A 26,479-nucleotide genomic window follows, 5' to 3' on the forward strand; every position below is an offset into this window, starting at 1 on the left:
GCTTTTTCTTTTACAAAAAAAGCATGAGAATCAAGAAAAAGAATTACGCTGAATGGTCCGTTGGATAGAAGAAATTGGTCATGCGCTGCAACGCCAGTTCATTTCCGACAAAATAAATCGTATTGCCTGCACTAAATTTCGCATAAGGTCCTGGTGACAACAACAATTCTTCGGTTGTTTGGATCGCAATAATCGTCGCCCCTGTGGCTTGCCAAATATTCAATTCATTGATACTTTTTTCCAAATGCTGCGCTTGTTCCGTCAACTGAAGTTCAAAGGGCACAAACGGACTCATGTGGTGTACCTTTTTGGTCTGTTGCACTAACATGTTCAACAAGTCAGAAAAATTATCCAGCTCTTGCTGCTGCCGCTCCACACTGTCTAAAATATCTTGTCTGATTTCTTGGATCGACTGCACATCTTGGTATTGTTCAACAAAGGCCTGTGCTTTTTCCTTTGAAGCAATATAGGCGCCGCTGCCATGACGGACATCCATGATTTCTAAATCAACTAATACATTGATCGCTTTACGGGCTGTTTCAGGAGAGACATTGAAATTGCTGGCTAACGTTGAGCGTGCATGGATCTTTTGCCCAACTTGGTAGCGATTTTCAACGATTCGTTCCGCGATCGCCACGGCAATCTGCTGATAACGAGGCAAAGCGACCTTCTTTTTATCTTGAAACTTATTCGTCATGATGAACTTCCTTTACTTTTTTTTCATCATAACAAGAAACATTGTTGGTGGCAACTATTCACTGATTCGCGGATTTTTGATCAAACGTACACGAATGATTGCCCCTGCCTGCTGCATCTGTTTTTGCAGATTTTGCAGCAGCGTTTCATTTGTCTCATCAACATCGATCAAGGTATAGGCGACTCCGGCTTTTCTTTCACTTGTCAAATTATCGATATCTACACCTGCTTCAGAAATGATCCGCAATAATGGGGCAAAAGCACCAGGCTTGTCGTGATAAAACAGCGCCAAGCGATACGGTGCCAAAAAAGGCAACTCTGCATGAGGAAAGTTGACCGATTCTTGAATCGTCCCAGCGCGCAAATAGGCATGCATGCGATCAAAAACTACGTGATCCCCTTTTTCCAAGGCATTGGTAGTACTACCGCCAATATGCGGATAGCACAATACTTTCGGTTGGCCGATCAAGCCCGCACTAGGAAAATCAGTGATGTATTGTTTGAGCTGATTTTTGGCTAATGCTTCTAAGACGGCTGTTTCTTCCACGATCTCCCCACGACCAAAATTCATCAGCACTGCATTTTTTTTCATCTGCTGAATCGTTCGTCGATTCAGCAAGCCGTGGGTCTCTTGACTCAAAGGAAGCAAAACCACCACAAAATCTGATTCGGCCAACAGTACGTGCAAGTCACTGACTTGTTCGTAATCGTGGGCCGCTTTTTTCGTACGGGCATAGCCGAGGACTTCCATTCCTAACTGGTGACAGGCTTTTGCCACCCGTTCACCGATCTCTCCTAAGCCTAAAATACCGATGGTTTTTCCAGCTAATTCTTCGCCGATCACTTCTTTTCGCCGTTCTTCAGCTACCTTCAACACATCTTCTGCTTCAATTTGACCTGACGTTAGCTCTTCTTGCAAATCGGCTACCGTCTGGATGGCTTTGAATAAGGGGCGAACGCTGAGAAACAAATTGGAGAGCACCAATTCTTTGACTGCATTGGCATTGACACCGGGACTATTGAAGACTACTGTGCCATTTTGAGTACACCGTGCCAAATCGATCGTATTGGTGCCTGTTCCTGAGCGAGCGATCACAGCTAATTCTGGTGTGATCAATTCGTTAGGAACCGTTGAACTGCGTACAAACAGCGCCTCTGGGGCCGCTTGATTTTTTAACGTGTATCCTTTTTTGATTGCTCGCTTACCTATCGTTTCGGTCATCTTATCTAACTGATAAATCGTCTCCATAACGCAGACCTCCTTTTGTCTTTAGTGCGTATTAGTCAAATAGTACAAAAAAGTGCGGTAAAATGATAGCAATACGCAAGAGAGGATGATTACTATGCACCTATCGATCACAAATTTTCCAGATGAACAGCCAATCGTTGGCAAAGGCTCCCAGCTTCAAGACACAACTTTAGGAGACTATGTCGAAATTGGCGAAGCCAATCACATTGATCATTCTTCCATTGGCAATTATACCTATACGGGACAATATTGCTTTATTCAGAACAGTCAATTAGGACGTTTTATCAGTATCGCTGCGATGGTCCGGATCGGACCTACCAATCATCCCTATGAACGCCCTAGTCAGCATCTTTTTGCCTATAATGGCGAAGGCTATGGATTTGCGCCAAAGGACGAGTCCTTCTTAGAAAAACGCAAAGCAAAAACGACCGTCATTGGCAATGATGTCTGGATCGGCCACGGTGCCGTGATCCAATCTGGTTTGACCGTCGGTGATGGTGCCGTGATCGCCTCAAACGCAGTCGTAACCAAAGATGTGCCGCCTTATGCGATCGTCGGCGGGGTTCCAGCAAAAGTGATCAAATACCGCTTTGATCCAGAAACGATCACTGCTTTGCAAGAAATCGCTTGGTGGAATTGGAGTCGTGCAGAATTAGAAGCACGCTATCTGGATTTTCGGCTCCCAATCGAAGATTTTGTAGCAAAATACAGCCGTTGATTATGCGCTTTTTCCGCTTAGTACGAGGAATGAATGATAACACATCACAGTCATTCATTCTTCGAAAGTCTTTGAGGGTAGGATTTTTTAGAAATAAATAAAAAACACTGAAAATCTATTGTATCGAGAAATTCCTGTGCTAAAATGGAGAAATCAAATGAAGTTTTTCACGAACTTTTAAAGGAGTGTTCTATTTGACCATTTTAGACTATCGTCCATTAAATCTTTACACCAATTACCGCGAAGCTGCCGAGGCATTTCCTGACACAACCATCATCCACGATGAAGTGCTGCCAGCATTTCCTGAACTTGGCTATCGTAGTACTTACCGTTCGAGCCATGAAATGATTTTAAAACGTGCTTACCAACTTGCTGCACTAGGCGTGCAAGCCGGCGATAAAATCATTCTTTATAAATCTTCAAAATTCGATACGTATTTATTAGCAACGGCTGCTTCTTACCTTGGCGCCGTTCCTGCTATGATCTCTTACCATTTCCCTGCTGAAACCATCGAAGTGTTTGTGGATCGCTTAGAAGATCCATTCATCTTATTTGATGAAGAAACCGAAGGCCGCGTCGCACAAGTGAAAAATAGCAGTACTGACAAACAGATTGCTGTTCGTCATCTGCTGCAACAACCAGCGGAACCAGTGGCCCAAACTGAGTTACCGGTGGATCAAATTTCTTATATGACCCACACTTCTGGAACAACGGGTATTCCAAAATTGATTTGTCATTCGGCAAACTCCATGGGTTGGCGGACAAAATGGCAAAAAACGATCTTCACCAAGATTGATCGCACCAAGGCAGACTCTGATAAAGCAGACTCTGATTTAATTGCGTTCCATATCTCACCGGTGCACTCCCGCTTCAATATTGGCATCTCATCCTTGATGGCGATGGGCTTTCCGATGATGCCATTAGCCAATGCCAACGGCGCTCATGTCGTAAGCATGCTAAAAGAATATCCACCAATCGCTTTAGAAACTCATCCAAACAATTTTGTCCAATGGAGCTTTGTGGCAAAAGAACAACCAGATGCTTTCGCCAATATTCGCTATTACCATTCAACCTTTGATGCCATCAACAACCAAACAATGGCCACTTTTTTAAATACTTCAGCAACAAAAGAAGCAATCTTTTTGCAAGTCTATGGTCAAAGTGAATGCGGGCCAATGATCCTAAAAGCACATACCTTAGAAAGCATCGCTACCAACGATGCCCGTGATATGGGTGTGGGTCTCGAGGACTTAACGAGAGCACGGATCGCCGATGCCGAGGGCAACGAGCTGCCAGCCAATACCGATGGGCACATCCATTTCCTTTCAAAAGGACGCGCGTTGACCTATTATAAAGAAGATCAGCGTTTTGCTGACAATGTCTATGGCGCTTGGTGGGACAGTGGTGACTACGGCATGATGGATGATCAGGGCCATCTTTACTTAAAAGACCGTCAAGTGGACTTGATCAAAAATATTGAAAGCAATCTTGCCTTGGAAGACCTTTTGCTAGATCATTTAGACTTCCTTGCCGAAGTTGTGATTGTTCGCGACAAAGAAAACTCACCACAACCAATCATTGCTTTAGCGCCAAATCGTGAAATGGATTGGGATGCTTGGTGGAAAATGGTGGAAGATCTCCCTCACCTCAATCAACCAATTTTACGCGCCTACGAAGATATCCCACGAACAGCAACCATGAAAGTTCAACGACTACAAATTGAAAAAGAATTCAAAAACGCAGACTAAAACAAAAGAAACGGCCAGCAGATTTCCCTGCTGGCCGTTTCTTTTGCTTTCGCTGTGTTTTCTTTCGCTGCGGTTATTCTTTCGCTGACCGTTTTCTTGAGTAGATACGTTCTTTAGATTGCCCATATTGACTTAGCTTTGTTTCAGCTAATGTGATACCAAAGCCCTCTCCATCAGGTACCAGCAGCTTGCCTTCATGCAAAGTTGCTGGCTGTGTAATGACATCATCATAAAAGTAACGGTCAGAAGCGGAAAGGTCCCCGGGAAAATGGAAAATATCTTGACTCGCAAATTGCAAATTCATGGCTCGTCCCACACCAGACTCAAACATGCCGCCTAACCAAACAAGCAGTCCATGGGTTTGACATCGATCAAGGATCCGCAAGGCTTCGGTGATCCCACCGACACGAGGGATTTTCAGGTTGATCGCACGGCAGCTGTCCAGTGCTGCGACGGTATCAACGTCTTCTGCCGTTCGAATATCTTCATCCAAACATAGAGGCGTCTTCATCTGTCGCTGTAGCTGACTGTGCCCCACCAGATCTCGTACCTTAAGGGGTTGCTCGATCATCACCAAGCCTAAGTCATCAAGTGCCAAAATGCGTTCAGGCTCACTTTGATAGGCCCCGTTCGCATCTGCCATCAAAAGCAATTCTGGAAAGGCTTGTCGAATCGCTCGCAAGGGTGCCACATCTTGCCCCGGCTTGATTTTTAACTTGATTCGTTGATACCCTTGGGCGACATAAGCGGCAACAAGAGCCATTAGTTTTTCGACAGAGTCTTGTATGCCGATACTAACGCCAACCGCGACACTCGGTCGGGTCGCGGTATACAGCTCTTTCACACTTTGATGCGTGTGCTTGCCATATAGATCCCAAATTGCTGTTTCCAAAGCCGATTTTGCCATGTAGTTTCCTTGGACCGTTTGAAACAATTGCCAAACTTCTTGCGGATGCTCGATCTCTTGGTCAATCAATAATGGGATCAGTGCTGTTTCAATCACTTGTCGAGCAGAAAAGAGGGTTTCTTCAATGTAATCTGGCTGCTCAAAAGCGACCAATTCACCAATGCCAACCGTTCCATCCTCTGCAGTCACCAAATAAAGATCAAAAGCTTTTTCTGTTAATTGTCCGTAACTTGTCACAAAGGGTTGTTTGAGGGGCAAGCGACAGGCGATGCGTTCAATTTTTTCAATCTTCAATGCGTTCTCTCCTTGTCAATCAGCTGACTGTGGCCCCGATCCTTTTACAAACCATTGATCGATTTCATGACGAACCTGTGTCGGCTGTTCTAAATGGATACAATGTCCAGCATTAGCAACGACTTTGATGGTCATCTCTGGTTGCAGCTGCTTCATTTGGTGGGCGATTTTACGAAACTTTACATCTTTTTCCCCCGCTAAATAAAGAATTTCACAAGCTAGCTGCGGAAGTGCCGACCAACAGCTTGGCTGTTTGCCAGTACCACCGTAAACCAAGCTTACTGCCAAGCCAAATTTGTTTTGCTGCAAGCGTCCTTGCCGTACAGCAGCCTGCTGCGCTAAAGGTAGCTCCTTTTGACTAGCAAACAACGGCAGTTCTTGCCAGTAATCGACAAAATCGACCAAAGGCTCCCTTAGTAAGCGCAACGCTAAGCGACGATCGTGCCGCTGACGAGCGAGTCGTTCCGCTGGATCAGCTAACCCGGGTGAACCACTCTCAAGCAAAAGATGGGTCACTGCCGTTGGTTCCATGACCGCCCAGACAAGTGCGATTCGCGCCCCCATCGAGTAGCCATAAAGACCATAACGTTCAATTCCTAACTTCGCTAAAAGCTGTGCGAGATCCTCCACCAGTAAAGGAAGTTCATAACGCATGGGATGGACATAAAGCGATGACCGTCCATGTCCAATCAAGTCGACTGCCAATACATTATAAGAACCTTCCTCTGCAAAAACCGGTCGAAAACTTTCTGAAGAACCCGTGAAGCCATGCAATGCCACAAGGGTTGGTAAGGCTGGTCGGTACGGTTGCAACCACTGATAAAAATAACTGACGCCATTTATCGTGTCCCTCATTGCTGTGCTCCCGCCTCGCTAAACTGCTGTTGCAGTGCTTGCCATGTATTGACCGGATCTTTTTGCTCACCTTTCACTTCGATTATTTGAAAGCACGGCCGTTGGCTTGTTTCCGTTAAAATCGTTTGAAACTCTAGCAAAGAGGTCGGTGTGTGCCAATCTGCCTCATATAAGGCCGCCACTTTTTGAAACTCAAGGTCTAACGGCGTGCCAAAGAGCGGGACAAAGTCGTTTGATTCTAAGGTGTTTTGTGACAAAAAGGAAAAGATCCCACCACCGTTATTATTCAGTAAAATGATCGTTACTGGCAATTGATACTGACGCAGTAGTTGTAGGCCGTTCATATCATGGTACAACGCTAAATCACCAATCAACAAGTAGGTAGGCTTTTGACTGGCGGAAGCAATCCCAGCCACGGTCGAGACAAGGCCGTCGATCCCATTGACGCCCCGATTTCCATACACTCGATAAGTGGAGGTAGTTTTGCTGCCGTAGCGATCAAAGAAACGGATCGCATTGCTGTTTGCCAAAAGGATCTGCGCATCTTCGGGCAAACATTGTTGGAGCATGCGCACAGCGCTGCTCTCATCCCATTGTTGCAACTGCGGACATGCAGCAAGCACCTGATCTGCCCGCGCTTGAAGTGCTTGCCATTGTTGTTGCCACGCCATATTTTTGACGATTGGCAACTGGGTGATGGCAGCCACGAAAGTGCTGATCGCTGCTTCGATCAAATAGTTTGCCCGATGCAACTGGTCTTGCCACTGTCCCGATGGATCAACAAAGAGCCACGTCGTCGTATCCGCTGCTTTGTTCAACCATAATAGGACATTTTTAGTGACTGGTAAGCGACCAAAACGCACGACCACTTCTGGTTGGAAGGCAGAAGTCAATTGCGGGAAAACAAGATCGGCTTGACTGATAAATGTTCCTACTTTGGTACCGGCTGTCGCCAAATTGGTCAATGGATCGCCGACAATCGGCCAGCCTAATTTCTCTGAAAAAGTCAGCAACTGCTGCGCTTCTTCGATCGTAAGGCTTTCTCCAGCAATCAGAATACCTTTTTTACCAAAGTAAGGGGCTAGCTGGGTGATCATCTCTGCTGACAGCTCTTGTTGTGGTGCCAGATAGCTCACGTCTTGCTGTATACTGCATTGGCGACTAAAGTCAGGCAACAGCGGCTCCCGTAATGGAAAGTTGATTTGGACAGGGCCTCTCGGCTGCTTTTGCGCTTCGATCGTGCAAGTTGCAGCTTGCCAAAAACTATAACGCAACAAAGCTGGGTCGTTTTCTGGCACCGTCATCTCTACCATCTTTTTGACGTGAGAGGCATACAAATTCTGTTGATCCATTGCTTGTGGCGCCCCAACGCCCCGCAGTTCTGGCGGGCGATCAGCCGTTAAGACGATCAATGGCAAGTTGGTAGCTTCTGCTTCACAAACGGCTGGATAATAATTGGCTGCTGCAGTTCCAGAAGTACACAGTAAGATTGTTGGCTGGAGATCAACTTTGGACATCCCTAAAGCAAAAAAAGCAGCCGAACGTTCATCGACAGCCACCGTACAGGTGATCTCAGGATCACGATGCAATAGTAGCGCCAATGGCGTTGAGCGTGAACCGGGACTAATAACCGCTCGCTTCGCACCCGCTGCTTTTAGTCCCTGGATTGCCGCTAATAAATAGTCTGTCATGACTGTCTGATTATTCATCTCCTAAGATCCCTCTCCTCATCGGTTGAAATTTTAACCGTGTTTCTTGACGTTCAGATTCTGCGTCTGAATCGGCAACGATCCCACAGCCCGCATACAGCGTTGCTTGATTGCCGCTAAAGAATCCTGAGCGGATCGCCACAGCAAACTCGCCAATATCTTCTTGAATACCCAACCAACCGATCGGTCCACCGTACATCCCTCTGCTGGCTGGTTCATGGGTACGAATCCATGAGACGGCTGCTTCTTTCGGTTCTCCCCCCAATGCTGGGGTCGGGTGTAGTTTTTGCACGGCGCTCAGAAAATTGACTCCTGCTTTTCTTTGCCCTGCTAAAGGAACAAACAAATGCTGAATGTCACGATTCTTGATGACGGAGCGGGCTTCTGATTGAAAACCGTCAGCTAACAAAGTAGCCAATGCCGTTTCTAAGCGATCGACAACTACTTGATGTTCATGGGTATTTTTTGCGTCCGCTAAGAGGGCTTGTGCCAGTGCCTCATCTTCTTCTTTTGTTTGGCCTCTTGGTGCGGAACCTGCGATACTTACCGTTTCAAATTGATCGACAGTCGCTTTTAGCAAGCGTTCTGGCGTCGCACCAGCAAAAACATGGCCCCCATGTTCGATGGCAAAAAGATAGGTATTCGGCTGCTGTTGCGCCAACCGTTGCAACACCCCAGCACTAATGATCGACTGCTTCGTTTCTATCTTCATTCTCCTGGCCAGAACCACTTTTTTCAACGGTGTTTCATTCGAGCGAATGGCTGCCACTGTCTCTTCGACCGTTTGCAGCCATTGGGGCACCTCTAGTTCCTCTTGTGCCTGAAAAGCAGGCGTTTCTGCTACAAGACTCTTGTCCGGGTTGGCATTCAACCAGCTTGCGACTTTTTCCTGTAAGGCAGCGACTTTTTGTTGTCGTTGTTCCTCGGAAGAAGCGGCTACTGTATAAACGACGCCACACTGATCGCCAGTTTTGCGGACCAGTATTTCTGGCAACGCAAAGAGACCGGCACCTAGCTCAGCCCAATCCTGACTGACTTCTGCCTGTTCATCAAAAGCAAAGCCCCCAACCAGCTGCGCCTGAAAAGGTGCCTCTGGTTGATAATGGGCTTGCTTTAAGAGAGAGCGGACTTCTGAAAAGTCTGCAAGTTTGGGTTGCGAAAAAGTGACTAACCAACCCAACCCTACCATACTAGTCGTTTCATCAGGAGTACGCCAGAAATAGCGTTCCCCTTGATATTCTTGTGCCGCTGCATAAAGAGCCAGTAAGTCACACCTTTCTAAAGGCTGATACTCACTCAAATAGGTTTTCCCGGCAGCGATCGCTGCTTCATAATTACTTGTTGATTTGCTGTTCAATGTAGTTCACTCTTTCTTCACTCAGCAATAGCCGTTTTAAAAGTTTGCCGCTTGCTGTGCGCGGCATTTCTCGTACGTGATAAAAACGGCGCGGAAATTTATAATGGGCGATCTGCCCTTCTAATGTATCCAACAACGCTTGAAGTCGGACGGGCTCATTTAACGTTAAATAAGCCGCGACAGATTGTCCCCACTCCTCGTCTGGTTCCCCCACCACAGCTGCCTCTTTGACCGCTGGATGCTGCAACAAGGCTTGCTCCACTTCTGCGGGATAGATATTTTCTCCACCAGATATGATCAGTTCGCTTGCACGACTGACTACATACAAAAAGCCCTCTTGATCAAGATAACCTAGATCTCCTGTGGCAAACCAGCCCTCTTGGTCCCACTGCTGTGGACTGCGATCGTTCAAGTAACGAGTCGTGATCGCAGGTCCTTGCAGTTGGATTTCTCCGATCGGCTGGGTACTTTCAACAGTCTGATGATCTGCCATTTTCGCATCAGCCGCAATTCGTAAATGGACACTTTGCAGGGGAACCCCTGAGGAGCCGATTTTTTCTGAAGCTTTTTCTGGTGGCAATGCCACCACTTGTGAACAAGTTTCTGTCATCCCATAGGATTGGATCACAGAAAGCTGTTTTTGCTGGCATTTTTCCAATATACTTTTGGCAATGGGCCCGCCGCCTAGCAGTACATAACGCAACGAATCAAAGCCATGTTGGGGCACCAATGGCAGCAAGTCCATCAACATTTTTGCCACCAAAGAAACGATCGTCCCTTTTCCTGCTTCAAGATCTTTTGCCATTTCTACAGCATCAAAGCGCTCATACAAACGAACACTCATTCCAAGTCGCAGTGAACGCAAGAGAATTGATAACCCACTGATATGATACAGCGGAACTGCACAAAGCCAACAATCCTCGCTAGTGATGGCTAAGTTTTTTTGAGTCGCTTCGGCACTTGCTAGATGATTCCCAAAGGTTTGAGGCACACCCTTGGGATTGCCAGTCGTACCAGAGGTATACATAATTGAAGCCACTTGCTCTGCTTGATAGATTGCTTCATTAGGAACAAACGAAGGAACAACAGAACCAACAAAAGCCTCCGCCTGTTTGATCGCTTGTCCAAAGGTCAAGCTGCGAACACCCGAAACCGCAGCCTGATCCGCCGTGATCACCCAGTCGCAGTGGGCATCTTGCAATTGGAAGGAGATTTCAGCGGCTGTCAATCGCGTATTCAGCAGCTGGACTTCGATCCCCAACTCCCATAACGCAAGGATCGTAAAGACCATTTCAGGGGCGTTATTGCTAAAAAGAGCTACCCGGTTTGGCTGATCAACGAACTGGGCTTGATAATAAGCAGCGTAAGCATAAACCTCTTTTTGCAAGGCAGCAAACGACCAGCTTTTTTCATGCCAATAAAAAGCTGGTCGTTCTGGATGAAGTTGTGCTTGCCTTTGCAGCCAACTCCCAGTCATTATGGGAATTTAGGGAATTGGTCGAAGTTTGGTTGACGTTTTTCTTTAAACGCGTCACGACCTTCTTTGGCTTCATCCATCGTGTAATACAATAAGGTCGCATCGCCGGCTAATTGCTGAATGCCAGCTAATCCGTCCGTATCGGCGTTCATAGATGCTTTGATCATGCGTAACGCCAACGGGCTCTTTTGCAGCATCGTTTCTGCCCATTCCATCGTTTCATCTTCTACTCGATCAAGAGGAACGACTGTATTGATCCAGTTCATCGCCAATGCTTCTTCAGCAGTATATTGTTTTGTCATGAACCAAACTTCCTTGGCTTTTTTATGTCCGATCGTCCGTGCAAGATAGCCCGAACCATAGCCACCATCAAAACTGCCGACATTTGGTCCTGTTTGACCAAATTTAGCATTGTCAGCGGCGATCGTTAAATCACAAACCAATTGTAAAACATTTCCGCCGCCGATCGACCAGCCTTTGACCATGGCGATCACCGGTTTTGGTAACGTGCGAATCAAGCGCTGCAGATCCAATACATTTAAGCGAGGAACCTGATCTTCCCCAACATAGCCACCGTGACCACGGACTTTTTGGTCTCCGCCTGAACAAAAGGCTTTATCGCCGGCGCCTGTCAAAATAATCACGCCGATGCCTGGTTCATCGCGACTGATCGAAAATGCATCAATCATTTCAAACACCGTTTTTGGTGTAAACGCATTGTGGACTTCTGGGCGATTGATCGTGATTTTCGCCACTTTTCCATGTTGTTCAAACAAAATTTCATCGTACTCTTTTAAGGTTTTCCATTCTCTCATTACTTGTTCCTCCTCAATTCACATAGCTCTATTATACACATATCTAGTCGCTTTTCGTTAGAAATTGCTTTGGTTAAGGGAATTTCTTAAGACTTCTCCACCTGTTGCTGTCTTTCTTAGAACTTCGGCTATTTCTACCAAAACTCGTGCTATAATCATGGTAACTTTCTTAGAAAAAGGAGCAAAAAATGAACTTACTAGAAGCTTTAGAAATCGAAGTAGAAGCAGCAACAGCCGATTTTGTTCGTTTACGAATGCCCATCAAAGAACAGCACAAACAGCCTTTTGGTCTCGTTCACGGTGGCATTAACGGCGTTTTGATCGAGACTGCCTGCAGCATCGGTGCCAATCAAGCTTTGGCTCAAGAAGAAGCCTTCGCCGCCGGCGTTGACCTACAAGTCAACCATCTAGCCGCCGCCCAAGAAGGAACCCTGATCGTAGAAGCTAGTCCTGATCGCATCGGCGCCCGTATCCAAACTTGGCAAGCCACTATTTGGTTAGCTAGCGGGTTAAAAACTGCCGTTGGTCGCTGTACCTTGACGACAGTGCGCAAATAATTCTTTTCGCTCCTGTGTTGTAAACACGGGAGCATTTTTGGCCTGCTTTATAAGAAGAGTTTCACCAGACAACTCCTTATGGACGAGCTTCTTTCAGTAAAAAGGATTCTAAAAGCGCGACAGTGTTTTTTCGAAAGATACGTTGTTTTTTTACAGAATAGAGGTCTTTCGTTATAATGTAGCTAAGAAAGCGAGGTTTATTATGAAAAATAACCGATTGATCCACTTTTTAGGCGGCAAAACAAGCTATTATGTCTTAGGACTGATTATCTTGTCGGCAGTTGCTGTCTTTTTGCTAAATCAGATTTCTTTTTTATTTACACCCTTTTCAGCCATACTTACAGCTATTATCCCACCCTTTTTATTTGGGCTGATCCTTTACTATCTGTTTAACCCGGTGGTCGATAAATTGGAATCGAAAAAAATTCCCCGTAGTGTTTCGATTGCTGGGATCTATCTTTTGATTCTTTTGTTGATCGTCTTTGCTGGTTTCCAGCTTTACCCGATTTTGGAGCAACAAACCACCGATCTGATCAACAGCTTACCAAGTTTGGTCAGTGACTTTGAGAAAAACGCGACCGCCTTTTTAGAAAATACCCCTTTTCAAGATGAGATGGCACAAATTACAGACACATTGCAAAATATCACCAACAACATCATGAGTTTTATTGGGGACTATTGGGAAACTGGTGCTGCTGGGCTCAGCAGTTTGTTTTCAACGATTTCGACCTTGTTCATTGCTTTATTCACTGGACCGATCATTGCCTTTTTCTTATTGCGCAACCCCAACAAGTTTTATTTTTCGGTCCTCTCATTAGTGCCACCGCGTTTTCGCAAAGACTTTAATGAAATCGTCAAGATCTCTGACATACAAGTCGGTGCCTTTTTGAAAGGACAAATCATTTCTTCCTTGATTTTAGGGGCGATCTATTGGGTCGTTTTCCTATTGATTGGCTTAGAGTATGCCAGTATTCTGGCGATCGCCGCTGGTCTGCTTTGCATCATCCCCTATATTGGTCCTTTTATCGTCTTTTTCCCAGGACTTTTCATTGCCGCACAAGACTCCACCGGGATGTTGGTTAAATTTTTGATTGCTTGGTTTGCTGTACAGTTGCTTCATGGGGATTTAGTCGTGCCCCGTGTGATGGGTGACCGATTAAAAATTCATCCTATTACGATTCTGGTTGTTTTATTAGTGATGGGTGATTTGATGGGGATCGTTGGGGTGATTTTCGGGATCCCAATTTATTGTCTGCTAAAAGTTCTTGTCGTTTACGTGTTCCGCAAATTCAAGCAGCGCTATAACCGCTATTACGGTCAAGAGGGCAAATACTTCCACAGTGCCTTCACTAGCAAAGATTACCTAGGTGACGAAGACAAAGACACCAAGAAAAAAGCCTAAAAAAACTGTCGCGAATCGTTGGTTCGCGGCAGTTTTTTTGTCTATTTTATTTCAGCTCATGTTCCAAAAAGAAATGATAGAGCGCCCCTAATAAATTGGCGTCATTTTGAAATTTGCAGGCTTGGATTTCCGGCTTCGTCAAGGTCTGCTGCAAAATCGGTAAACTAGCCAGCAGTTGCTGATACTGACGGTCGATTTCTTCCACCACGATCGCTTGGGCACTGATGCCACCACCAATCACGAAGCGCTCTAAGTCAATCACGGCTTGAACATTGAGTATGACACACGCGATTTCTCGGCAATACGCTGTAAACAGCGCCCAGACCTGTGGCTCTTTTTGATTGATCGCGTCAAAAACTGCTTCACCATCCGCAAGATCAGCTAAGCCTAGCAGTTGGGCGCTACGGCGAATCATGGCGACCGCTGAACCGCTAAAACCTGCCAATTGCTGCAGGGTCAATCCCTGATTAGCTGGTTGCTCAGCGTTTTCTGGAGCATCGCTTCTCTTAGTGGCATTTAGTAGAAAACTTAACTCCCCGGCTTGAAAATGTGCACCTTGGATCAGTTTTCCCTCAACGATTACGCCACCGCCCAAACCAGTACCTAATGTTATGGCAGCCCCATTTTTAATCCCTTTAAGGTTTCCTAGCCACCATTCAGCTAATGCGGCTGCCTTGCCATCGTTGGTCACAGCAAGCGGCACTTGATACTTTGCCAGCAGCTGTTTTAAGGAGACCCCATCTAAAAAAGGCAATGCCCCGCCAAACGAGATCGTCCCTGTCTCTGGGTTGACTTTTCCTGGGGTACTAACCGCAATGCCCCGAATGCTTCCATGGACGTCCTCAACGATCGTTTCAATCCCCGTCAAAAATTCCGCAAGATTTTTTGGCGTATCCATCCGTCCTCGTGTCAGAATATTCCCCGAGCGATCAATGACAGCCGATTTGATTTTCGTGCCACCGATGTCGATGCTTAAATAGTTTTTATTCACTGAATCCCACCCTCTGCTTCTACTGCCCATCGCAGGACGGTTTTGGCTTTATCTGGTGAGACTTTTCGCGGATCAGACAAATAGATTTCTCGATGCTGGAACGTGTCCATCGTTGGACGGATCACTAACTGTTCTTGTTTTAACAGCTCCTTCATTTGCGCAAAGGTTTCCGCTTCATTGTCAAAAGATCCTGTATGCATCGCTTGCAGACACAATCCTTCTTCATAGCGCTCAAAGATGAGCTTTTCTAGATTTGGATTGTCTTTCTTCTCTTTGACTGCCAAGAGCTGTTCTTGAAACAGTGTTTCCGTAACGGGCTCTGGTTGGCGAATCATGATTTTGTAGATCAATTCTTCTTTGTTGACGGCACCGTCTGGCTTTGTCAGCGAGGTCCATACGCCTTCCAAAGGAAAGACCGTGTATTCAAAGGGTTCATTGCCAAAAGCCCCTTTTTTCAATCCCATCCTGAGTGAATAAGAAATCGTATATAAAGCGGCGATCTCTTCGCTAAATTCAGGACGATTCGGATTGCCGCTGCCGCTCAAACTAATAAATTGATACGTTGGCACCTCGATCACTGTTGGTTTTTTGGGAAGATAAAGCTCTTTTTCTAGTTTGCGCCATTCATACTTCATAAGGCCCCTCCTCGATTTGCTTTTCTTTATTTTACCATGAATCACTTGAGCCGACCGAATGAAATATAGGCTGTTTAAGTGAAGGAAAATAACTTGGTCAGCACCATTTTTATACTGAACCCAGTTTGACATTCCAGAAATCCCTACATCTTCCTTGCTTTCGCTTATTATTTTATTATGACAATCTCCTTTCTTTTATCTTTTCAAATACAAAAACTGCAGAAAACATTTCCAGAAGAAATTGATTTCTGCAGTGATCGAGCCTCGGCTCTTTTTTTATTGTCTTACGGTCTCATTAGCAGCAAAGCGTTTTGAAAAATGTTGTTCTAACCGCTTTTGCCCGGCTTCAATCAAAATGCACAACAGCCAATAGATGATGGCAACTAGCACATACATGGACATGTAATCAAAGGTTCGTCCACCAACGATCTTGGCTTTTTGAAAAATATCAGGAATCGTGATCATTGCTGCCAAGGAGGTTCCTTTCAGCAAATCCATTGCCACATTACTCAATGCCGGTACAGAAATACGAAAGGCTTGTGGCAAAATAATCAGACGCATCGTTTTCGTAAAGGATAACCCTAACGCATAGGCAGCATCAAATTGTCCACGATCCACACCAGCAATTGATCCTCGGTAGATTTCCCCGATAAATGCGCTGCTGGTCAATGTAAAACAGATGATCGCAGCACTAAGCGCCGACAATTGATAAGGCAAGCCAAAATACAGTAGGAACAACAAGACCAACGCTGGGACGCCTCTTAGAAATGAGAGGTAGCCCCGCACGAACCCTCTAATGAATGGATTTTCCAACATCCCTAAGAAGGTGAGCATGATCCCTAATACGTTGCCACCTAGAAACGAAACGACAGCAATGCCGACCGTATAGGACAAGCCCGACAGCAAATAGGGCAATGACTCCCACATCAACGGCAAATCAAGGGTTGGAATATACATTAGTCTGTTTCAACCGTTTGGATCGCTTGATCAGATTTTACTGAAATATCGGTTTGAAAATACGTTTCCGCAAGTTCTTTTAAACGGCCGTCTTCTTTCATTTCTGCTAAAACAGCATCCACTTTTTCCTGCAATGCTTGATGATCTTTCACAAATAAGAAGCCCGTTTCATTCGGATTAAAGTAGACATCTTCTAAAATTTTAACAGGGATATCTGGCAAAGCAGCAACCGCCATTTTTTGCAAATAGTAATCATTCAAGATCACATCCGTTCGACCATTCGCAACATCTGTCAAATACTGATCATTCGTTGCGTTGTCGTAAGTCACTAATTCTGCCCCATAGGATTCGGCTAAGCGCATGTAGCTGGTATTCGGTTCACCAGCAGCTTTTTTGCCATCCAAATCTTCTAAAGAAGCAATCCCAGAGTCATCACTTTTACGCACGATCATACTATCGAACGAGTATTTAATAGGCGTTGAGAGACTGAATTTTTCCGCCCGTTCATCTGTCAAACCAAAATCGTTGGCAGCAAAATCGGCTTCTCCACGTGTTAAAGAAGAAACTTGTCCATCGACATTGTACTCTTTAAATGTGATCTCTACGCCTAATCGTTTGGCGACTTCTTTTGCCACATCGACATCATAGCCCACTAATTCATTTTCATCGTTATAGTAAGACGATGGATACAAGGTTCCCGAAGTAGCAACAACCAATGTTTTGGCTTCTTCTACCTTACTTAGACTGGTGTCTTCTTCCGTTGGTTTGCTGCAGGCACTTAACAGGACCCCCGCAAATAAACCTAAAAAACCAACCATTGCAACGATTTTCCCTTTTCTAACTTGTTTCATAATATCCTCCTCTTAGTTTTCTTGTTTTGGCAACAGAAATCGTTGCTGTGTTTCAAATAAATAGCCGACTTGGAAAAGTAGGTCTTCTCTGCCTTTAGACGCCATAAATTGGACCCCTAGCGGCAACCCTTCCTCGCTAAGAGCAGTTGGCAAGCTGATGGCTGGCTGCCCCGTTAAATTGGCTAATTGAGTGTAAGGTGTCAGAGCATAGCTCTTGGCAAACATTTCTTCGATCAACTCACCCGCAGCACTTTTTCCAAGCGATTCGATCTCATGCAGTCTTTGGCGAATGCTATCGCTTTGTAAGTCTTCCTCAATCAAAGGGGCTGGATAAGCCGTCGTCGGGGTCAAAAAGAGATCATAGGTTGAAAAGACTTCTTCCATTTTTTCTGCCAATTGATCCCACCACTGCAAGGCAAGAACGTAATCGGCGGCAGGCAGTTTTTTGCCATATTGGTAAAGTGCCCAGGTCATCAATTCCATCTCTTCCCGTCTGACCGGTACTTGACGAGCAGCATTGATCTCAGCAAACATCGCAGCTGTTTCGCCGCCATTCATGGCGTAATAAGTGGTCATCATTTGCTGACCATCCACTGGATAGCCCACTTCAACGACTTCATGCCCCTGCTTTTCTAAAAATGCGGCTGCACTTCGGACTGCTTGGATGGCAGTTTCAGACACTTGGCCACCGGTCGGCGATGCGGTAGTAAAAGCAACCTTCAACCGCGGTTTTTGACTCGCTTGCTGATGATGCCATTCTACTTGCGGTGCCTGATAAGGGGCTGTCGGCTGTGACGTCCGCAACGCATAAAACAACTGTTCCGTATCACGCATGGAAAGCGTCAACGCAAAGTTGATGGAAGCGCCTTGCCAGCTGCGCCATTCACTAGGACCCACTGGCATCGTACCACGGGTTGGCTTCAAACCGATCAATCCGCTAAAGGATGCTGGAATGCGGATCGATCCGCCGCCATCACTGGCACCCGCAATCGGAAACATCCCCGAAGCCACTGCCGCTGCCGCACCACCACTGGAACCACCAGCTGAATAGGCAGGATTCCACGGATTACGTGTAGGCCCATACAATGTTGGATCAGTGATATTTTTAAATCCAAATTCTGGTGCATTGGTTTGCCCTAACGGCACAAAGCCTGCCTCTTCTAAACGAGAGACAAAATGAGCCGTGCGGCTGGCTCGTGCTTTAGCAAACAGTTTGGCTCCTGACGTTGCTGGCCACCCTGCTTTGGTTTGGCCGAGTATTTTTAACGGCATGGGTTGTCCCCCAAAAACCGTTTTTTGAAGATGCTGCTCGTAATGCTGGATCGCTGCTTGCGGATCAAATGTTACAAGCGCATTCAAAAGCAGATTTTGTTGATTGACTTTTTCTTCGATCATCGCCACCCGCTCTGCAAAACTGATTTTTCCTTGCCGCAATTGTTCCGCCCAATAGGTCGCATCTTGCATGCTTGCCCCTCCTTTTTCTCAAACCCTCAAACAATTATCTAAACTGTAACACATGGGAAATTCTTCTTTATATAGACTACAATATACCAAACACTAGGGAATCTTTCAACAAAAATAGAACAGTTTTTAAACCTGTATCATATCGTTATCAAACGTTCCCATCTTTTTACTACCAGTTGTCGACCAACGCTTCTTCTTAGCTGTCCCCATCATTACCTAACAAAAACGGCACATTGCCAAACGATGTGCCGTTTTGATTTACTTGTATTTTTCTTCCAGCTTGCTCATCCAAAGACCTAACCAAGCCCCCAAGACAAACAAAATAATTCCGATGACAGCCGTTACCCAAGTAAAGCCGCTATAGTTTGCCACCGGAGGAATCACGATCAATATCGTTGAGGCAATAACGATCCCTAAAATGAAGTGATAGACTTTTGAATGATAATGGGTCAATAGCCACTCCATCAATTTCGAAAACAGCAGCATCACTGCCAAGCCGCCAATGGCGATCGGTAGAAAGACCCCCATGATGTCAAAGCTCTTAAAGCCTTTCAACATCGGATCATAAAGTCCCAAAACGAGCAAAAGGTTTGAAGGACTCAAGCCAGGAACCAAAACACCTAACGCGATCAGACCGCCGGCGATTACAAAACCTATGAAATTGGCAGGGATCGTTCCTAAGATATCGCCCATAAAATAGAGGAACAAGAAGCCGATGACCATACTGCCGAAGAACCAAAGCAGGTCGCCGGTTGTCCGTTTGCTTTTCAAGGTCGATTCTTTAGCAAGTGCTGGTAACGTCCCAATAATTGCCCCCGCAAAGCCCCACAAAACGATGATTTGATAGTTTTGCAGCAGCCACTCTAATGGCTTTGATAAAAGCCCGATCCCTACGATTCCCCCGATCCCTACTGGCAGGAAAAAGAGGAAATTCTCTTTAAAATTCTTCGTCAGATGTGCCATAAAGCGCAGCATCCGCTCATAAATGCCTAAGATGGCTGCCAATACGCCGCCTGAAACACCAGGTAAGATAAAGCCCAAGGCAATCACCACGCCTTTAAGAAAACGTGACAAAATACTTTCGTTTCTCTGTTTTTCCATTTACAATTGCTCTCCTTAGCGATGGTTTTCACCAATCGTTCTTTTTTCATCAATCCCTTTAACTATACTTGATTGCCAAAAAAATGGAAAGTAATTTCTAATTCCTCATACAAAGGCAGATGTCAAAGTTCTTTCAGCATCAAGAAATCCGTCTGCTCATCATCCCCCATAAAAAAGGAGTGACTGCCAACTCTTTCAAAGCCCATCGTATGATAAAAAGCCAACGCATTGTCGTTAAATTCCCAAACACCTAACCAGATCGACTTTTTCTGCAGCTCTTTAGCGGTCTCTTGGGCAAACAGCAGCAGTGTTTTGCCATAGCCTCTGCGCTTATGTTCTTTTTTAATATAGATTCGTTCAATTTCCAACCCCTCTGGGGCAATCGCTTCCGTCTGTGCCTCACCCCAGTTAAGTTTGATATATCCTACGGTTTGATCATTTTCTTGTAAAAAATAAAACGCCGACTGCGGATTTTCTAACTCTCGGGTCAGTTTCGGCAGATTGTAGGCTTCTTCTAGATAGATACGAGTATTTTCCTCCGTATTGAAAGGAGCAAATGTATCGTAATAGGTGGATACGCTGATTTCTCCCAATTCTTCTAAATCTGCCAAAGTACATCGTTTGATAGCCATCAAAACGCCTCCTCATTTTTTCAAGCTATTCTATCACATCTCCATCATCCCTTGCAAAAGCAAAAAGGACGGACAGCTTTTTCCGCTGTCCATCCTTTTCGAGACTTACTCTTTTATAACCAAGAACCAGAAAACTGATGGATCACCATCGTACTCGGATCTTCCTCGACCTCACCAGTGATATAGCTTTTTGGTGAAAACGTCATTTGCGGGAAGATTTCTACGCCCTTAACGGTTTGTCGTTGATTATTCAATTCTAATCCGTGGTTTTGCAGCAGTTCCGTCACTCGGATCACATTGGTGACGACATCTTCCGTTTTTTCTGCCCGGACAAATTTTCGGTCATCGTAATCGTGGTACCATTCTTCCATAAAGGGATGGTGCGGCACCGCTCCAATGATCCCAGTAGAAATCTTGGTTTCGATCTCAAAGCCCATAAATGCCTCCAGTGTCAAGAGCTCATCTAAAGGTTTGACCACCTCGATATCGGTATCCATATAAATACCGCCTTCTGTCACTAACGCATACAAACGAACCACATCTGACACAAATGCCCATTCTTCTTGGTCATAGGCCTCTTTTAGATAAGGACCGAATTTTGAAAGGTCGATCGTTGATTCATCCCAACGTTTGATCTCATAATCCGGACAATATTTTTTCCAGGTATCCATGTATTTCTTTTCTTGTTCACCTAATGGATTGCCGCCAAACCAGCAATAATGAATAATTTTTGGAATCATCAATCTCTCTCCTTTAGTTTATTGGTCTCTTTTAAGTGTAGCGGATTTTGCAATTGTTTCAAAATCATATACACTTTTTTCAGCCAAAGCAGTTGCTCCTGCTCCTCAGCATAATCAGAAAAATCCATTAAAAAAAGCACCAGAATCAGCGATTCTAGCGCCTTTATGAGGGATTGCTTATAAATAGCGATTGTCCCGTAAAACGGCTTTTTTGATATCTGCCACCGTTTGCGTCCCCGCAAGCTGCATGACCATCTCCAATTCTTTTTTGAAGAAATCAAAGACTTGTTGAACACCGGTAGCACCACCTAGAGCCAACCCATAGATCACTGGGCGCCCGATCGCCACTAGATCTGCTCCGCAAGCAATCGCTTTAAAGACATGCTGTCCTCGCCGTACCCCGCTATCAAAGACGATCGGCGCCCGACCTGCCACTGCTTCAGCCACGATCTGCAAGGAATCAAAGGAAGCTGGACCACCATCCAATTGGCGTCCCCCGTGATTTGAGACCCAAATCCCTTGTGCACCTGCCCCTAATGCTCGTTCCACATCTTCTTCTGATTGCACCCCTTTGACATAAACCGGCAAATCAGATTCTTTGGCGATAAAAGCGACATCCTGAGGACTTAATTTTTGTTTTGAGGAGCCGTAAACCGCATCCATCGTTTGTCCGATCCCTGATTGATAAGCCTGAACGATCGGCATTGCCAACGGAAAGGTGAAGCCATTGCGGCGATCCGTTTCTCGATTGCCTCCAACAGTTGCATCTGCGGTCAAAACGATCGCTTTGGCGCCATTGCGTTTTGCCATCGCCAAGATGTCTTTATTGATGCCATCGTCTTTGCTCATATAAAACTGGAACCACTGCGGCGCTTCTTGACCTCCAGCTGCTCGGATTTCTTCCAACGTACAAGAGGCATACGAACTCGCCGTATAGATCGTGCCAAAACGTGACACACCTTTGGCTGACGCTTGTTCTGCCGCAACATTTGCTAAGCCGTGGGCAGCCACAGGCGCCATAATGATTGGCGCTGACAACGTGTCACCGCCAAAGGACAATGTTGTGTCCGGTAATTCAATGTCCTTTAAGACATGAGGAATGATCAATTTGTGATTGAAGGCGCGTTCATTTTCTTGATAGGTAAAAATATCCCCCGCACCACTGCTGATATAGCCATACCCACCTTTAGGAATCACTTCCTCTGCCGCGATCTCCAAATCGCGCATATTGATAAAATCGATTGCTCCTTCTGCGGTACTTGCTTGATAAATTTTTTCCATGCCTTTCCCTACTCTCCAATAAGATAACGTTTACATTTTCATCCTACGCCTGATTGCAGGATCACGCAACTCATTCGCTCACTCCTGTCAAATAAGCTTCTTTTACTTTCCCACTCAAGACAGCCCTCCATTGAGCTGGCTGAATTATTGTTTTGCTCGTTTAACATATTCTGCCAATACCAACGGCTGAATCGTTGGATATGTCCAGCTGGCAGGCGGCTCTGCCATTACATAGATTGCTTCGATCTCTGAGGTCAATTCATCCTGTAAGTCTGTGATCTGGGCTTCGAACACCAAGCCGTAATCGGTCTCCCCGTCTTTTTCTACCCCATAGATAAATAACGGCTCTAGGGTAAAAGAATCGGGATGAATTCATGAAGTCGCTTCCATATAGATATAAGTTGCGATAAACTTTTTTGTGCATATTATCACAATTAGAGGTTTAGGAGAGCATATGCTTTTGACTGACTCTTTGAAGTGCTATTAAGTTCGTACACCTTTTCTTTTATAAATCAATGCAAACAACACCGCTAATACAGCGACATTAGCCCACATGATTCCAAAAGATTGGAGGAGATCGGCTGACACACCATCATATCCTAATAAAACATCAGTTATCGTGTTCAGTTGTTGTGTATAAAAAAATTTTAAAAATCTGGCAACGGTTGAGTTAAATTGAGCCATCATCGGACCGAAACCTAAAATCAATGCGACAGGTACAGCAAGTGCACTTCCTGCCTGAGGATTATTTGAAATGATGCCGAAAAGTGCACCGAGTAGAATTGAACCAACAACAGCAGATAACATGGAGGCTAGAAAAATCCAAAAGTCTGTACCAGTAAAATCTGTTAGGAATGCGAAGGCCAGAGAGGTGACCCCACTTATGATAAATACGACCAACCCTATTCCTAGCAGATAGGAACTTGATTTAATCCCTGCCATGGTCAGAAATCTTAAGCTTTTTCGTTCACGGTCTTCAGCTATCATTCCTGTGACCACGGGAATTAATCCCATACCAGCAAAGATGGAAGCCATCATAAGCACCATATTCGGCATTTCTGCAATCATTTCTGGTGGCATATCAGTTCTTTTTAGAACAAGGTTCATCGCCCAAGCAACACCTGGAAATATAATAAATTGAAGCAAAGTAGTTGGATTTTTCAGAGTATCTTTTACTTGCTTTTTAAAAATCGCCTTAATATGATTCATTTTCTAATCCCTCCTAGTCAATTGAATAAACACAGACTCCAAATCCATTACTGTTTTGACCGAATTGTACTTTGTGCAAATTTCTTTTGGACTTCCTCGTTCAATAATTTTGCCTTGATGTAACATGACTACCTGATTGCAAAGGTTTGTTGCTTCTTCCATGTTGTGAGTCGTTAAAAAGATCGTCGAACCATTATCTCGAAGTTTGTTAATCAAACGGTGGATTCCTCTCGCTGTCATCGGATCAAGGGAACTAGTTGGTTCATCTAGAATTAAAATTTTCGGTTGATGGATCACTGCCCTAGCTAAAACTAATCGCTTCCTCATTCCGTCTGATAGTTTAGCGGCTGGTGTTTTCATAGCTTTAGTTAAACCGACTTGCTCTAATATTTCTAGCGTATGACTTCGTTTGATTTTGTAAATATCTTCAAATATGATTAAGTTATCTAAACACGTTAATCTAGGGAAAAGTCCATCTTCAGCTAACATTAATCCGATTTCTTTACTTCCAACATTCACATAGACTTCTCCTGAGTCAGCTTCAAGTTGCCTTGTTAAAATGTTAATAATCGTTGTTTTACCTGCGCCAGATGGACCTAACATGCCAAATATTTCACCGGAATTTGCTTGTAAACTGACATCTTTTAACACTTGATTATCGCCAAAAGATTTACTTACGTTTTTCATCACAACTGTACTCATCATCTCACTCCTTCTCGGCTTTTGTTATCACCGTAAGAATATTGTATATGACGACGTAACGTCACAAGCAAGGCGAGAAAAAATTTTTTGACATTTCAGTCTGATTGTTCAACCAATTCATCAAAAACACCGTTACTTTTCAAATAAGACTCAATGGCAATCCCCATAAAATCTTTGTCGAAGGCATAATATTCTTTCCACTCCTTTTCATCAACATTTTGACCAAACTCCATCATTTTACTTAAAAGTTTAGGATCACCTTTCGTTACATACATGACCTGACGCCATAAGTCTTTGGCAAATCTTTGTCCCTCTGGACTAGTAGGTGCATAACCTTGCTTTTGTAGCTCCCTAGCTCTTTCCATTAATTCATTCTGCTTATGGGCAATGCCCTTTAAATCTTTAGCATCAAATAAGTTGTCGTGTAACATTTCATAGGTGTCATTATCCATATGTTTAAATAACCAAAATGAGCTATTATTTAATGCAATGCTTCCAGTTATACTAGCATATTTTCCCCAATCTACTTCCTCTATTAGCATTACTTCATTTTTTAATTTCTCAATTGATTCGAGTATGTCAGCCATTTGCTTTAGCTGTTCTTTAAGTTCATTTTCTTGATGGGTTAGCAGTTCATATACTTCCTTTGATGTATCAATCTTTGGTAATTTATCCTTGATTTCAACCAGAGAAAATCCTAAATATTTCAGCGCCGAAATTTGATTAAACCGGATCATATCTTTAGCGGTATACAGTCGTCTCCCACCATCACTCTCAGCTGAAGGCTTCAAGACACCTACTTTATCATAGTATTGCAAAGTCCTTACTGTCACGTTCACTTTCTTTGCCATCTGACCTACTGTCATATATCCATCGGGAATGGCTTTAGAGTTCTTCATTCGTATCACTCATTTCAAAATATTTATCTTTATCGTAACGTCTGTTACCACGTTATATATTAAGAATCAAAAACACGCTAAAATTGTGTTGCTTTACTAAATTTCTGAATAGCAAATGGCATGAACTATCCAGTCCTTTCAATCCCCTTTACCATCTTACTAAGCACCCCAACAAATTCTCAATCAACCTCTTCAAGATATGACTTGCTCGCTATTTTTCTTCTTGGTTTTTCCCCAAGTTATTTTTCTGGAGATTTTCTACGTTCTTTGCAAAATATTCTCCCTTTGATAAGTCGAATCACGGTCTAGCTCAGTGTCAAAGCTATCAACATAAAAAAGCAGTTCAATTTGATGAGGAAAGAATATAACAAAGTTTGAGCCTTATCGAGACAGAGTGTCTTCATACTAAGGGAATAACCTCTAAAATTCATCAGAAAGACGAAGGATTCCTAACCTTAAATAGTTTCAATCTATTTTCTACCACTGATGTTGCAAAGATACTATCAGAAAATTCAGGAAATATATCTTGCTAAAAAATCGAGGAAAAGTTGAATGCTTACGCAACAGACGGCTGCTATTCCAGAAATAGTCTATTTTATTAAAATGAAAACGAAAGCGACATCAACTTTTTTGTCGAACCAATCATTTAGAAGATGTCTAGCCAACCAATTTTCTGCTGGTTCAAACATCAAGTAGGTGAGTAAAGTAGCGATCAATGTAAGGACTACTTGGTTTATCGCACCTTTTTCGCTTTGAAAATACAGCTTTTTGATGGACAGATTCTGCTTCAAGTATTTAAAGAATGGCTCGATATGCTAACGCGCTTGGTACATGTCGCGCAACCTCATTTGGCGTTACGTCAAATCGATTCGTGACGATCAGCAAACGTTTTCATCATTTTGTGAGGACTGTTAAGCGAAAACGTTAATGATGTGATTGACACCTCCGCCAAGAATGACCTGCTGGTTACTGATGATCCGACCGTTAGAGCTTTCATGATTTGTGATCTCAATGTGATCTAATACGGTTACTTTAGTATTTTTCTTGATTCTGGTACCAAAGAAATACCCGTCGTGGTTCATTTTTTCCAGCAATTGATAATCAAAATAGCCACGATCTACCACATAAGCTGCCTCTGTTTTGTCTACGAACACTTCGAAGTGGTTACGGTCATATTCACTAGCATTGGTAATGGTGAAACTTTTTTCAGATACTGGTTATCTTTCTCCAGAT

General features: G+C 44.3%; 25 protein-coding genes and 1 pseudogene. 4 read left to right on the top strand and 22 right to left on the bottom strand.

The features are described 5' to 3' along the window. Positions 1-43: 43 nt before the first annotated feature. Positions 44-697: a GntR family transcriptional regulator gene (locus tag CO692_RS03570; protein WP_061053152.1), complete on the bottom strand. Its 654-nt coding sequence runs from the start codon at positions 695-697 to the stop codon at positions 44-46. Between the two features lie 54 nt (positions 698-751). Beyond that, positions 752-1,945, bottom strand: coding sequence for an NAD(P)-dependent oxidoreductase (locus tag CO692_RS03575; RefSeq protein WP_096741564.1), 1,194 nt, complete (start codon positions 1,943-1,945; stop codon positions 752-754). Positions 1,946-2,039: 94 nt separating this feature from the next. Between CO692_RS03575 and CO692_RS03580 the strand changes: the two genes are divergently transcribed. Both CO692_RS03580 and CO692_RS03585 read left to right on the top strand, forming a co-directional pair. Further along, entirely contained in the window at positions 2,040-2,663 is a 624-nt protein-coding gene (locus CO692_RS03580; protein ID WP_096741565.1) for a DapH/DapD/GlmU-related protein, read from the top strand. Between the two features lie 194 nt (positions 2,664-2,857). Next, entirely contained in the window at positions 2,858-4,411 is a 1,554-nt protein-coding gene (locus CO692_RS03585; protein WP_096741566.1) for an AMP-binding protein, read from the top strand. Between the two features lie 73 nt (positions 4,412-4,484). Here CO692_RS03585 and menC read toward each other — a convergent pair whose 3' ends face one another. Genes menC through menB form a run of 6 tightly spaced genes read right to left on the bottom strand, consistent with a single transcriptional unit; the run spans position 4,485 to position 11,825 of the window. Beyond that, positions 4,485-5,612 (bottom strand): o-succinylbenzoate synthase, encoded by a 1,128-nt coding sequence (gene menC / locus CO692_RS03590; protein ID WP_096741567.1) that lies wholly within the window; start codon positions 5,610-5,612, stop codon positions 4,485-4,487. 15 nt (positions 5,613-5,627) lie between these two features. After that, the gene (gene menH, locus CO692_RS03595; RefSeq protein ID WP_096741568.1) at positions 5,628-6,467 is read right to left on the bottom strand and encodes a 2-succinyl-6-hydroxy-2,4-cyclohexadiene-1-carboxylate synthase; all 840 of its coding nucleotides are present in this window, start codon (positions 6,465-6,467) and stop codon (positions 5,628-5,630) included. Further along, positions 6,464-8,176, bottom strand: coding sequence for a 2-succinyl-5-enolpyruvyl-6-hydroxy-3-cyclohexene-1-carboxylic-acid synthase (menD, locus tag CO692_RS03600; RefSeq protein WP_096741569.1), 1,713 nt, complete (start codon positions 8,174-8,176; stop codon positions 6,464-6,466). The genes menH and menD overlap by 4 nt, the downstream gene beginning before the upstream one ends. Beyond that, positions 8,169-9,533, bottom strand: coding sequence for an isochorismate synthase (locus CO692_RS03605; protein WP_096741570.1), 1,365 nt, complete (start codon positions 9,531-9,533; stop codon positions 8,169-8,171). Before CO692_RS03605 ends, menD begins: the two co-directional genes overlap by 8 nt. After that, on the bottom strand, positions 9,511-11,010 hold the full coding sequence (gene menE / locus CO692_RS03610) for an o-succinylbenzoate--CoA ligase (RefSeq protein ID WP_096741571.1): 1,500 nt from the start codon (positions 11,008-11,010) through the stop codon (positions 9,511-9,513). Before menE ends, CO692_RS03605 begins: the two co-directional genes overlap by 23 nt. Continuing rightward, positions 11,010-11,825, bottom strand: coding sequence for a 1,4-dihydroxy-2-naphthoyl-CoA synthase (gene menB, locus CO692_RS03615; RefSeq protein WP_010749830.1), 816 nt, complete (start codon positions 11,823-11,825; stop codon positions 11,010-11,012). The genes menE and menB overlap by 1 nt, the downstream gene beginning before the upstream one ends. A gap of 188 nt (positions 11,826-12,013) precedes the next feature. Between menB and CO692_RS03620 the strand changes: the two genes are divergently transcribed. After that, positions 12,014-12,382 (top strand): PaaI family thioesterase, encoded by a 369-nt coding sequence (locus tag CO692_RS03620; RefSeq protein ID WP_005234285.1) that lies wholly within the window; start codon positions 12,014-12,016, stop codon positions 12,380-12,382. Positions 12,383-12,584: 202 nt separating this feature from the next. Beyond that, positions 12,585-13,784 (top strand): AI-2E family transporter, encoded by a 1,200-nt coding sequence (locus tag CO692_RS03625; protein WP_060792815.1) that lies wholly within the window; start codon positions 12,585-12,587, stop codon positions 13,782-13,784. Between the two features lie 46 nt (positions 13,785-13,830). Here CO692_RS03625 and CO692_RS03630 read toward each other — a convergent pair whose 3' ends face one another. The 14 genes and pseudogenes from CO692_RS03630 to CO692_RS17845 all read right to left on the bottom strand — a co-directional run bounded on the left by CO692_RS03630 (position 13,831) and on the right by CO692_RS17845 (position 26,400). Next, entirely contained in the window at positions 13,831-14,775 is a 945-nt protein-coding gene (locus CO692_RS03630; RefSeq protein WP_096741572.1) for an ROK family protein, read from the bottom strand. Then, a complete protein-coding gene (locus tag CO692_RS03635) occupies positions 14,772-15,410 on the bottom strand; it encodes a GyrI-like domain-containing protein (RefSeq protein ID WP_077451838.1) in 639 nt (212 codons plus the stop codon). The genes CO692_RS03630 and CO692_RS03635 overlap by 4 nt, the downstream gene beginning before the upstream one ends. A gap of 276 nt (positions 15,411-15,686) precedes the next feature. Beyond that, entirely contained in the window at positions 15,687-16,367 is a 681-nt protein-coding gene (locus tag CO692_RS03640) for an amino acid ABC transporter permease (RefSeq protein ID WP_096741573.1), read from the bottom strand. Beyond that, on the bottom strand, positions 16,367-17,218 hold the full coding sequence (locus tag CO692_RS03645) for a transporter substrate-binding domain-containing protein (protein WP_015510211.1): 852 nt from the start codon (positions 17,216-17,218) through the stop codon (positions 16,367-16,369). The genes CO692_RS03640 and CO692_RS03645 overlap by 1 nt, the downstream gene beginning before the upstream one ends. Positions 17,219-17,230: 12 nt before the next feature. After that, complete coding sequence (locus tag CO692_RS03650; protein WP_096741574.1) at positions 17,231-18,682, bottom strand: amidase; 1,452 nt, start codon at positions 18,680-18,682, stop codon at positions 17,231-17,233. A 258-nt stretch (positions 18,683-18,940) separates the two neighbouring features. Further along, positions 18,941-19,783, bottom strand: a complete 843-nt coding sequence (locus tag CO692_RS03655) for a DUF368 domain-containing protein (RefSeq protein WP_096741575.1) — start codon at positions 19,781-19,783, stop codon at positions 18,941-18,943. A gap of 122 nt (positions 19,784-19,905) precedes the next feature. Beyond that, on the bottom strand, positions 19,906-20,415 hold the full coding sequence (locus tag CO692_RS03660; protein WP_015510214.1) for a GNAT family N-acetyltransferase: 510 nt from the start codon (positions 20,413-20,415) through the stop codon (positions 19,906-19,908). 113 nt (positions 20,416-20,528) lie between these two features. After that, positions 20,529-21,155 carry a glycosyltransferase family 32 protein gene (locus tag CO692_RS03665; RefSeq protein WP_010749841.1) on the bottom strand — a complete coding sequence of 209 codons (627 nt, stop codon included), beginning with the start codon at positions 21,153-21,155 and terminating at the stop codon, positions 20,529-20,531. Positions 21,156-21,332: 177 nt separating this feature from the next. Then, positions 21,333-22,436 (bottom strand): alpha-hydroxy-acid oxidizing protein, encoded by a 1,104-nt coding sequence (locus tag CO692_RS03670; protein WP_010749842.1) that lies wholly within the window; start codon positions 22,434-22,436, stop codon positions 21,333-21,335. Positions 22,437-22,580: 144 nt separating this feature from the next. Further along, positions 22,581-22,793 (bottom strand): annotated as a pseudogene (locus CO692_RS03675) (NUDIX hydrolase); the annotation flags it as partial. A 126-nt stretch (positions 22,794-22,919) separates the two neighbouring features. Continuing rightward, positions 22,920-23,645 (bottom strand): ABC transporter permease, encoded by a 726-nt coding sequence (locus tag CO692_RS03680; protein WP_096741576.1) that lies wholly within the window; start codon positions 23,643-23,645, stop codon positions 22,920-22,922. Between the two features lie 3 nt (positions 23,646-23,648). Then, positions 23,649-24,347, bottom strand: a complete 699-nt coding sequence (locus CO692_RS03685; RefSeq protein ID WP_192940718.1) for an ABC transporter ATP-binding protein — start codon at positions 24,345-24,347, stop codon at positions 23,649-23,651. A gap of 95 nt (positions 24,348-24,442) precedes the next feature. Then, entirely contained in the window at positions 24,443-25,246 is an 804-nt protein-coding gene (locus tag CO692_RS03690; RefSeq protein WP_096741578.1) for a MerR family transcriptional regulator, read from the bottom strand. A 911-nt stretch (positions 25,247-26,157) separates the two neighbouring features. Further along, positions 26,158-26,400, bottom strand: a complete 243-nt coding sequence (locus tag CO692_RS17845; RefSeq protein WP_264291238.1) for a transposase — start codon at positions 26,398-26,400, stop codon at positions 26,158-26,160. Between the last annotated feature and the right edge of the window lie 79 nt (positions 26,401-26,479).

Source organism: Enterococcus sp. FDAARGOS_375 (assembly GCF_002393265.1).
GTDB lineage: Bacteria > Bacillota > Bacilli > Lactobacillales > Enterococcaceae > Enterococcus_D > Enterococcus_D innesii.